The organism is Yersinia sp. 2542 StPb PI (assembly GCF_048593855.1).
Lineage (GTDB): Bacteria > Pseudomonadota > Gammaproteobacteria > Enterobacterales > Enterobacteriaceae > Yersinia > Yersinia enterocolitica_E.
This window is the reverse complement of the sequence record NZ_JAZGQA010000158.1, coordinates 1-10,024: the sequence shown is the minus strand read 5'-3', so window position 1 is coordinate 10,024 and position 10,024 is coordinate 1. Positions and strand designations below refer to the sequence as shown.

The following is a 10,024-nucleotide window of genomic DNA, read 5'->3' as shown; positions in this document are numbered from 1 at the left end:
ACAACCTATGACTACTAAAAGGGTAGCGAAAAGGCTTTCTTTATCACACAGAACAATAGAAAATAGATTAGCTATAATGTACGAAAAATGCGGCGTTGGTTCTATAAATATGTTTAGAGAGTATTGTGGGAACTTAGGTTTTGATTTATATATCCCCCCTAAGTTTGTAAGACCCAATGTTCAAAATCAGAGTTAATTTTATATTAAAAACACCCGACGCCAAGCATGCTGATTATTGTTGCGACTGGCGGATAAATTAAGGGTGGGGCGGTGATAGCCCCAGCCCAATTTACCCGATAACGCCTGATATTAACCTTCGCGATGAATACTCAACCCAGCAAAAGATTGACTGACTGGCATCATCTCCAGTGAGTTAATATTGACCCGTGCTGGCAGCGTAGCAACCCAATAGACGGCTTCAGCGATATCCTCAGGTATCAGTGGATTAGCACCATCGTAGGTTTTATTGACTTTGTCGCCATCACCTTTGAAACGAACTGCGGAGAATTCAGTGCCACCGACCATACCTGGCTCAATATCCGTCACACGAATATGTGTACCGTGCAAGTCAGCACGCAGACCCAGACTAAATTGTTTCACAAACGCTTTCGTGGCTCCGTAAACATTACCACCGGCATACGGCCAGTTGGCGGCAGTAGAGCCGATGTTAATCACGTGACCCACATTACGTGCCACCATTGCGGGCAATAATGCACGAGTCATATTCACCAAACCTTTGGTGTTGGTGTCAATCATCGTATCCCAGTCTTCAACATTGGCTTTATGTGCAGGTTCCAACCCCAATGCCAAACCGGCATTGTTAACTAACAGATCGATATCTTTTAGTTCGGTAGGTAGCTCATCGATAACTTGCTGAATAGCCGCTCGATTCCGTACATCTAAACGTACGATATGTAACTGCTCACCCAATTCGTCCTTCAATTCTTCCAAACGCTCCTGACGACGACCTGTCGCGATAACCTGATGACCGTGGCTAATAAACTTTCGAGCAATTGCCTCACCAAACCCTGAGGTTGCACCAGTGACGAAAACGATCATACACATTCCTTATTTTTCGTTGCTAATAATATAATTGATATGATTAACATACTCTTAACTACAGAAGGAAGCTATTCCGGCATAGTCCACTACACATTTTAGCGTCGTGATGGCTTCTTACGTACTTCATCGCCCGCATCACCGCTAAGGGTTAATGTATCTACTAACGATAGTAATGCGACCAGCGCGATAACCACAAATGCTATCTGGAAATTCTCCAATGGGATCACGCCTGCGCGATGGGAGTGAAACCACTCAGCTATCCGCAGCGCTAAGGCTCCGATGGCAATGCCGAGGCCAATTGCCATCTGTTGCGCCATATTAGATAGCGTATTGGCACCGGCCATTTTCGGACCAGGTACTTCAGAAAAAGCCAGCGTATTGAACGCAGTAAACTGCATTGAACGGGTCAATCCGCTGATAAACAGCAACACAATAATCAGCGTTGTTGGTGTTTCTGGCGTGATAAACGCACAGGCAAAGATAGTCGCGGCATTGAGTAAACCATTAACCAATAGTGTAGGGCGGAAATGAAAGCGATAGAGGATAGCAGAGGTAAAAGGTTTCATTACCAGGTTACCTGCAAACACCGCCAACACTAACAAACCGGCATTAAAAGCGCTCAGGCCAAAACCTATCTGAAATAGCAACGGCAGCAAGAAGGGAACGGCACCAATAGCCATTCGGAATAAACCTCCACCCCAGATAGTGACGCTGTAACTTTTTATTTGCAAAGCCCACAAATCAACCAATGGGAATACCTGATGTTTTGCATGATACACCGCCAGTGAACCTAGTATCAGGCTGCCTGCAATACAGAATAGTGGGATTAAACGTGACAAGTTTTGATGATTAAATAATTCCAGACCAAACATCAGGCTAAAACAAGCAGCGCCGGTTAACAGAAAACCAAGGGTATCAAAAGGCGTTTCTTTCTGTGGCGACTCCTGCGGTATTAACCGCCATGCAAGCCATAACCCAATGATCCCCAATGGAACATTTAATATAAATATCCAGTGCCAAGAAGCATAGGTCGTAATAAAGCCCCCGACAGGAGGCCCGAGTATCGGGGCCACCAATCCGGGCCAGGTAATGGTGGCGATGGCTTTGATCAGATCAGGTTTGGCCGTATTACGTAATACAATTAGCCTACCGACCGGGACCATCATCGCACCGCCAAAACCCTGCAAAATTCTTGCGGCAGTAAATGTCATCAGATCAGTGCTTAATGCACACAGCACTGATGCTAATGTGAAAATAATCATTGCGGCGGCAAAGATATTACGAGCACCACAGCGATTGGCAATCCAACCACTGGCAGGAATAAAAACCGTCAGTGTCAGAATGTAAGCAGAAATACCAATATTCATATCAATGGGATGTACTGCAAATGCCGTCGCCATCTGCGGCATGGCGGTGACAATAACTGTCCCATCGAGATTTTCCATAAAGAAAGCGCCAGCAACCAATAATGGCAGAGCGGAATTGCGCACTATCGATTGGCTCATCATTCGCACCAGTATGAGTTGTGGTAATTTACTGATTTATATTGAAATAGATAATTTAAGTTGACTACTGGAATCACGTTTCAGATCCACAAGATTTTCTGACATATTTCGAGCATACCGGATCTAGATAGGATTAAAAAGGGGGGGTATTGGTGACGGTGTAACAAAAAAACAGGCAATCAGGAAGATTTGCCCTCTAATAAAATGGGCTGTCACTTCACAGCCCATTCTGATATTACCGAGCAAACTATCATGGTTATTTTTTCTTATAAACATCAGCAGTAGCATGAATTTTTGTGTTGGTATTTGCTGATGTTACAACAAAGTAATCCCCACCAAGTTCATCAGCCTTTTTAGACAATTCTTCCTTAGCATCACTTGGCGCTAACTCGCCAGCAGTAACAATATTGCCGATTTTTTCGTATTGACCTGGGCTTTTACTCAGTTCGTCTTTAGTTAACAATTCGGCGGCGATGGCACCGGAAGAGAATGCCCCTAAAAGAACTAATGTTGTCATTGCTTTAAATAATTTCATAGTATCCTCTCATCAATAATATTTACGGTTATGTGAAGCCTTATTCCAGTGGAAAGGTAAGTATTGTTCTCATTGCGGGTTTTATCCAGTGGAACAGCTGCTTTTAGGATTTTTGCACATTCGGGCGAGGATTATCACCAGATTGAACATATAAGATAATTTGCTTAAAATAGATAAAAAGGAGATCGTGATGAATATGAATTTTTACCTCTGTCCGCTGTTGTTCCATCCCCGAATAACTGAATGCAGTGATTATTTGAGCGTGTAGTCACTGCCACGAAATTAAAATGTTCCGTGGCTTTCTTTTTGAAAGGGAAAAGTCATGAAAGAGAAACATTGGTCGAGAGTGGAATATCTCCATCTCACTGTTAAAAATCCAAATATTGAAATCAAAGGCCAACATAGCTACTACAGCGATAGCTGGGATCAGGGATTTGAAAGATCAGTCGTTCGATACCTACATGGGGATACCATCAGTCAGGAATGGGAGCCGCTTGGGCATACAGATCGGCTTATCATCGGAGATTATGTCTGTATTGCAGCTGAAACAGTTATCTTGATGGGGGGCAATAACAATCATTGTACTGATTTTATTAGCCTTTATCCATTTATGAGTATGATAAAAAACTCATATCAGCCCCGGGGGGACACCGTGCTGAACGATGGTTGTTGGCTCGGTATGCGTTGCATGATTATGCCTGGAATTACGGTCGGTGAGGGTGCCGTTATCGCAGCTGGGAGTGTTGTTACAAAAGACATTCCGCCATACGCTGTTGTTGGTGGCAATCCGGCACGCGTTATTAAATTTCGTTTTACACAAGATGTCGTAACACGCATTCTAAATTTAAGTATTTACGACAAATCTGAAGACGAATTAGCCCGGTTAATTCCCATACTCAGCTCTGATGATATTTCTGCATTGGAAGTCGCGTTAGCAAAGTGAAGTGCCTTAATATCGTATTTGAACAATGATCCAACCACAGCACTGGAAGACGATTCCAGTGCTGTTTTTAGTAGAACGTAGATAACTCAAAAGGCCCAGCCAAAGATAGTTGAGTAATTAATGATGGACCGTAAAATATGAAGCGTGAACTACGCCAGCGCAATGTACAGATGTTCGTGAGTACGGAACAACTGCCAGGAGCTTGGCAAGCACACTGGATTGACGCTTGAATATACAACCTGGGCAGGCAAGTTTCCCCTGAACTGGCGTACCAACGAAGGGATTTAAATAATGAACAACCACATACATGATAAAGCCTAAACCCTCAGATTCTACCTAACAGCACCTTGGTGCGCATAATGTATATTATGTTAAATTGATTGGCGCGACCCATAACTTCATGGTTATCTGTGCCACCATCACAAATCCGTCAGTTACCTTTGATGATGCCCCTCGCTATTTTGTAGTGATCTTCATTGTTGTTCATTGCAGATTTTGATGAATGTTCGTTATGTTGTCAGGAGTGATTTCTCATATATTCACTCCCCAGCCTCTGTCGACATTATCGTCAGGCACTGTCGCCAACACGTATTAATCTAATCTGTTAACCTGCGGTAAATGAACTCACCAGACGCAATTTCCCGTCAATTAACTTAAATGTAAATGATGATGCGCCATCACAGTTTTCTGAAAATCCCGGTATTTGTTTGTTAGCCTCAGTTCCCTGATAAAACGTTAAACTGTCATCATCGAATTCACCACCCGCAACAGTATCGCAAGCACCTTCAACCCAATAACGCTGGCCGTTCTCTTTGTAATAAAAAACGCCATCTCTATCATCAGAGAAATAGTGGCGCTTTTGTTCTTTTGCAGATAATGCATTAACCCTGTATTGGTTTATTGTCATGTCATCCGGATTGACTATTATCTTACTCAGCGGTTGGAGGTTCTCGATGATTTTTACCGCATACCGCTCAAATACCGTGTCGGTGAGTGTTTCCGGCTGTTCCGGCTCAACATCTGGTAATAGCCCCCATGTATCACCTGTTAAAGGAAATATAAAATAAGGCTTCAGTTCGGTCCCCTTCTTCTCTTGCAACGCCTGCTGGAATTGTAAAAACTGAACCAACATATCTTTTTTCTGCACTGGGGTTAACGTCGTCAGAATTTCCTTCACTTCGTCGACCAACAGCAGAACTGTCGTATAATGCCAGCCCGTCTGCGCGTACATTGTTTTTCCTGTTACTATTACGTTTTTGTTCAGCCAGTGTTTGGCTTCTTTCGATGAGGTTTTGGACTCACGGAGAAAGATAAGCTGTACGTTCGAAATATTTTCCCCATCGGTCACTATGTCGCACCCAAAAGGAAACTCAAGTTGCAGGAAATCATTCTTTACCGCCTCATCACCATCTTTAATGCTTTCCCAGTTTGGCGGGCCAGGATAGATATATTCAATCAACTTCCCCTGGAAAGTAACCTGCAAATCCTCATCAGGGCAATATGCAAAAACGCAATGGCAGAGAAAAAAGGCTGATAACCATGAATACTTCATTTCACTTCCTTATGTATGGCAAATAGCGCAGAAGTTTGCGAACCTAAAATTATTTATGCCATTATCCCAAGGTTATTATTTATCAACTAACTCGCCATAATGCACCGCTAACCAGATAGTCGGACCATTCGGATCGGTCCATGCTACCCGATGCCGGCACTGGGCTGGAATATTAACAAAATCCCCGGCGTGTAGTTCACGAACGCCCGGTTCATCTGCAAAATGCAAACATGCTGATCCCTGTACAACCATCACCCACTCACTTTGCGGCTGACAATACCAGAAATCTGGCGGACTCGATTGCCCGGTTGATATTATGCGTTCAATACGGACATTTGGTTGAGATATCAACTCTTCGAAAGTTTCTGATGCCGCCTGTCTCGCGGCGTCTGGGAAGTTAGTAAATATATTTTCCGTCATATAAAATAATTCCTCTATTCGTTAGCTGAAGATCCGCGCAAGTCTACGTGACTATGGGAAGGATGTGCGAGTATCCACAGCAATGAGTAAAATCAAATTTCATGTATTTGGATACAAGAATCGGATGATTTGAATATAATTCTGCTCGAAGGAATAATAAATAAGGCACCATTGAATACTGACTCAGATATTAAGTACAATCCCTGCTGGCGTTAGTTAAGGCTCAACTGGCCTGTTTAGCTCCGGTTTATGCCTTTTAACACCATTAACAGTAAGATAAAGAAGAAGTTATCAATAGAAGAATTAAATAAAACAATTGAAAAATTAAACAAACTAGAGGACAAAATGTCCGTATTGTCTATTTTTGCCACTGATGACCATAGCCGCTGCTTGCACTTTAGCAGAGGATAGTCGGTTTCTTTGCCAGGCAATTACCAAAAACTGGAGAGTATTATCGCCTGTTCTCATCGCTTTCACTCTGTAACTAAAGTTACACCGCGGGGTGCACTTCTCGCTTGTACTCTTTTACTTGCCAGTTGCTCCTCCGAACCGCCGAGGTCGCTAGTCACCCCGCTACCTTCGGTGACTAAAGTTCAGCAGAGTCAGGAGCCGGTGCGCGGTGTCTGGCTGGCGACTGTTTCCCGCCTCGACTGGCCACCGGTAGCGTCAGTCAATGCCAGCAGTTCTGCTATCCGCATCAGCCAGCAGCAGCAAGCACTGACCGATAAGTTAGATAAGCTAAAAACTCTCGGTATCAACACCGTGTTCTTCCAGATTAAGCCTGATGGAACTGCACTGTGGGCATCAAAAATTTTGCCATGGTCAGATATGCTGACGGGCAATATTGGTGAGGATCCTGGATACGATCCCCTGCAGTTTATGCTGGATGAAGCGCACAAACGTGGCATGAAAGTCCATGCCTGGTTCAATCCCTATCGGGTATCTGTCAATACCAAGCCGGCTACTGTGACAGAACTGAACCGTACATTGTCGCTACATCCGGCCAGCGTATTTGTGCTACATCGCGACTGGGTCCGCACCGCAAACGAGCGCTTTGTCCTCGACCCGGGTATCCCTGAGGTACGGGACTGGATCACCAGTATCGTGGCCGAAGTCGTTGCACAGTATCCTATTGACGGTGTGCAATTTGATGATTATTTTTATGCCGAGTCAGCAGATTCAGCCCTGAACGACAGCCAGACATTCAAAGAGTATGGTCAATTATTTGAATCAAAAGCGGACTGGAGACGGCACAACACTTTGCAACTTATTCAACAAGTTTCACGCACTATCAAGCAATTGAAACCCAACGTTGAATTCGGCGTCAGCCCTTCTGGTGTCTGGCGTAACCGTTCACACGACCCAGCAGGTTCCGACACGCGAGGAGCGGCAGCATATGATGAAGCTTATGCAGATACCCGCCTCTGGGTACAACTGGGATTACTGGATTACATTGCTCCGCAGCTTTATTGGCCCTTCTCACGCCAAGTGGCCCGTTATGATGTGCTAGCCAAATGGTGGGTTAGCGTGGTGAAACCCACAAAAACACGGCTCTATATTGGTATTGCTCTGTACAAAGTGGGCGAACCTTCAAAAAATGAGCCTGAATGGTCGAATAATGGGGGCGTGCCAGAGCTGAAAAAGCAGCTCGATTGGAACGAGTCAGTACCACAAATCACCGGAACGATTCTGTTTAGAGAGAATAACCTCAACCAACCACAGACCCAAGAAGCAGTCAGTTACCTTCGAAGCCGCTGGGGTGGTTAACTAAACTATTTAGGCAATTATTTGGCCCAGCCGCTGTATCCCTGCTACGATTTCCGCAGGTGAATGAGCGGCAAAACCTAATAATATAGCCTGTTCTGGCGAATTTGTTTGGCAATAACGAGAAAGTGGTTGTGCCCCTAGCCCAATTTTACGACATTTATCGATAATATATTGCTCTTTCATATTGTCTAATAACCAGCAGACAATATGAATACCTGAATCAGCAGGTTCAATCTTAAAACTATTTGGCAGATATCGTTGTATGGCGTCTATTATTGCTTTTTTACGTTCGTAGCAGGCTTTTCTGACCCGTCTCACGTGGCGGGCGTAATGACCATCAGAAATAAAAGTGGCCAGTGTGGCTTGTTCTAAATAAGATGTACGCGTATCTGCATAGTATTTAGCGAGCTTAAATGACTCAATAAGATTATTCGGTATCACCAGGAAACCTAAGCGAAATTCGGGGAACATCATTTTTGAAAAGGTTCCGGCATATATTACTCGTTGTTGTTTATCTAACCCCTGAAGAGCTTGTATCGGCGGAGCGGTATAGCGGAATTCACTATTATAGTCATCTTCAAAAATCCACGTTTTATTTTCAGCCGCCCAGTCAAGTAAAGCCATCCTCCTCGATAAACTCAATGTTCCGCCCAGGGGAAATTGATGTGAAGGAGAAGTGAAAATCATTTTGGCATTTGGCCAGCGCCTGATGCCATAGGAAATATCCATACCGTCTTTATCACTGATTACAGGGCAAATTTTGGCACCCATAGAAGTAAATGCACCTAAAGCACAATCATATCCTGGTTCATCCAGCCAAACTTCATCACCCCTTTGCAACAGAACTTGTGCCGCCAAATTCATTGCCTGTTGAGTCCCATTAACAATGAGTATTTGGTCTTCATTACAATTTAAACCACGTGTGGTTCGAACATAATCAGATATTGCCATCCTTAATGGCTGAAATCCTAAAGGTTCATTTAATTGCCCAATCTGCTGGCGAAACTGCCGCCACGCTCGCCCTAATAACCGCCCCCAAAGTTCATGAGGAAATAAATCTGTACACCCTATTCCAATACTAAATATTCGATTTTGTCCGGTATAAGGTGAGGATTTATCCCAAATTGAAGACATTACTTTCATCTGCGGATTAATATTGAGTTCGATATTTTTATCATCAGCACATTGGTATTGGGAAGTAGCTTGTATATGAATCATTTCATCAGGAATAATGGATGAAACATAAGTACCCGCGCCCTTCTTGGTAATTAGATAGCCTTCATCAATCAAGCGTTCGAAACCCGAAATAACCGAATTCCTGGAAATTGACATCATTTCAGAAAGCGTTCTGCTGGAAGGTAGTTTAGTTCCCGACCTTAATTGCCCATTGAGGATCAATTCTTTTAGCGCATGATGAAACTGCTCTTTAATTACGCCTTTCTTAAGCAATAAACTGGGGAAGTTGGCATCGTTCTTTTTCATTGTAAAGTGGATCCATGAAAAATGAAGAAAGTGTACCTTATGTAAGACCACTATAAAAACTATGATTCAATCTCTAAAGGTTTATATTTCTATTTATGAATGCAAGAGGTTGATATGATTGATAATACCAATACTATTTCAGTGAGCCCAGTACAAGTAGATGACTACGCTAAATGGCTGCCCTATTGGCTGGACTACCAGAAATTTTATAACGTTCAGTTATCGGAACAGGCAACGCTAGTAACATGGAAACGGTTCTTTGCAGCAGAGATCCCGATGTATTGTGCAGTAGCGCGAGAAGGCCAAAAAATTCTTGGCTTCGTTCATTATGTTTTTCACGGTTCAAGCTGGGCCATCAATGATTTCTGTTACTTAGAAGACCTGTTTGTTACCCCAGAATCCCGAGGTAAACATGTTGGTAAACAGCTCATTGAATATGTAAACCAACAGGCACAGGAGCGCCAATGTGCTCGATTATACTGGCATACTCAGGAGAGTAATTTGACAGCTCAAAAACTGTATAACTGGATTGCTGAGAAACCCGGCGTCATTGAATATAGAATGCCCGTTTAAATAGCGAATGCTGAACATTTCAACCTTATATAATTGATGCAATAACAGATAGTCAGGCGGAATTTAAAGCATCGAGCAGGTTAATCGTCGATGCTTTTCTTTCTAATCAGCAGTGACCTATAAACACTTTTCTAAACGGTACTTTCAGGCGCAGTAAATCCTCAAATTAATAAATATACCAACCG

Annotated in this window: 10 protein-coding genes; 4 read left to right on the top strand and 6 right to left on the bottom strand. The window is 43.4% G+C overall.

The features are described 5' to 3' along the window. A partial coding sequence (locus V1952_RS16590) for a helix-turn-helix transcriptional regulator (RefSeq protein WP_420075145.1) occupies positions 1 to 196 on the top strand: 196 nt, incomplete at its 5' end. A 113-nt stretch (positions 197 to 309) separates the two neighbouring features. Here V1952_RS16590 and ydfG read toward each other — a convergent pair. The 3 genes from ydfG to yahO form a co-directional block, all read right to left on the bottom strand. After that, a complete protein-coding gene (gene ydfG, locus V1952_RS16585) occupies positions 310 to 1,059 on the bottom strand; it encodes a bifunctional NADP-dependent 3-hydroxy acid dehydrogenase/3-hydroxypropionate dehydrogenase YdfG (RefSeq protein ID WP_050085366.1) in 750 nt (249 codons plus the stop codon). A 98-nt stretch (positions 1,060 to 1,157) separates the two neighbouring features. After that, positions 1,158 to 2,567, bottom strand: coding sequence for an MFS transporter (locus V1952_RS16580; RefSeq protein WP_420075144.1), 1,410 nt, complete (start codon positions 2,565 to 2,567; stop codon positions 1,158 to 1,160). 256 nt (positions 2,568 to 2,823) lie between these two features. After that, positions 2,824 to 3,102, bottom strand: coding sequence for a DUF1471 family periplasmic protein YahO (gene yahO, locus V1952_RS16575; protein ID WP_083158840.1), 279 nt, complete (start codon positions 3,100 to 3,102; stop codon positions 2,824 to 2,826). A 322-nt stretch (positions 3,103 to 3,424) separates the two neighbouring features. Between yahO and V1952_RS16570 the strand changes: the two genes are divergently transcribed. Further along, positions 3,425 to 4,045, top strand: coding sequence for a CatB-related O-acetyltransferase (locus tag V1952_RS16570; protein WP_372559029.1), 621 nt, complete (start codon positions 3,425 to 3,427; stop codon positions 4,043 to 4,045). A 604-nt stretch (positions 4,046 to 4,649) separates the two neighbouring features. On the opposite strand, the gene V1952_RS16565 is transcribed toward V1952_RS16570, so the two are convergent. Together V1952_RS16565 and V1952_RS16560 are read right to left on the bottom strand one after the other, a co-directional pair. Next, the gene (locus V1952_RS16565) at positions 4,650 to 5,597 is read right to left on the bottom strand and encodes a DUF4431 domain-containing protein (protein WP_372559030.1); all 948 of its coding nucleotides are present in this window, start codon (positions 5,595 to 5,597) and stop codon (positions 4,650 to 4,652) included. Between the two features lie 75 nt (positions 5,598 to 5,672). Then, positions 5,673 to 6,017, bottom strand: coding sequence for a cupin domain-containing protein (locus V1952_RS16560; protein ID WP_420071046.1), 345 nt, complete (start codon positions 6,015 to 6,017; stop codon positions 5,673 to 5,675). A gap of 453 nt (positions 6,018 to 6,470) precedes the next feature. Here V1952_RS16560 and V1952_RS16555 point away from each other — a divergent pair, with 453 nt between their 5' ends. Next, complete coding sequence (locus V1952_RS16555) at positions 6,471 to 7,784, top strand: glycoside hydrolase family 10 protein (RefSeq protein WP_420071048.1); 1,314 nt, start codon at positions 6,471 to 6,473, stop codon at positions 7,782 to 7,784. A gap of 9 nt (positions 7,785 to 7,793) precedes the next feature. On the opposite strand, the gene V1952_RS16550 is transcribed toward V1952_RS16555, so the two are convergent. After that, positions 7,794 to 9,266 carry a PLP-dependent aminotransferase family protein gene (locus V1952_RS16550; protein WP_420075143.1) on the bottom strand — a complete coding sequence of 491 codons (1,473 nt, stop codon included), beginning with the start codon at positions 9,264 to 9,266 and terminating at the stop codon, positions 7,794 to 7,796. Positions 9,267 to 9,380: 114 nt separating this feature from the next. Here V1952_RS16550 and V1952_RS16545 point away from each other — a divergent pair, with 114 nt between their 5' ends. Continuing rightward, positions 9,381 to 9,839, top strand: coding sequence for a GNAT family N-acetyltransferase (locus V1952_RS16545; protein ID WP_420071044.1), 459 nt, complete (start codon positions 9,381 to 9,383; stop codon positions 9,837 to 9,839). The last annotated feature ends 185 nt before the right edge of the window (positions 9,840 to 10,024 follow it).

Coding starts and splice junctions, on each gene's coding strand:
- ydfG (WP_050085366.1), bottom strand. CDS start 1,059: ATGATCGTTTTCGTCACTGGTGCAACCTCAGGGTTTGGTGAGGCAATT.
- V1952_RS16580 (WP_420075144.1), bottom strand. CDS start 2,567: ATGAGCCAATCGATAGTGCGCAATTCCGCTCTGCCATTATTGGTTGCT.
- yahO (WP_083158840.1), bottom strand. CDS start 3,102: ATGAAATTATTTAAAGCAATGACAACATTAGTTCTTTTAGGGGCATTC.
- V1952_RS16570 (WP_372559029.1), top strand. CDS start 3,425: ATGAAAGAGAAACATTGGTCGAGAGTGGAATATCTCCATCTCACTGTT.
- V1952_RS16565 (WP_372559030.1), bottom strand. CDS start 5,597: ATGAAGTATTCATGGTTATCAGCCTTTTTTCTCTGCCATTGCGTTTTT.
- V1952_RS16560 (WP_420071046.1), bottom strand. CDS start 6,017: ATGACGGAAAATATATTTACTAACTTCCCAGACGCCGCGAGACAGGCG.
- V1952_RS16550 (WP_420075143.1), bottom strand. CDS start 9,266: ATGAAAAAGAACGATGCCAACTTCCCCAGTTTATTGCTTAAGAAAGGC.
- V1952_RS16545 (WP_420071044.1), top strand. CDS start 9,381: ATGATTGATAATACCAATACTATTTCAGTGAGCCCAGTACAAGTAGAT.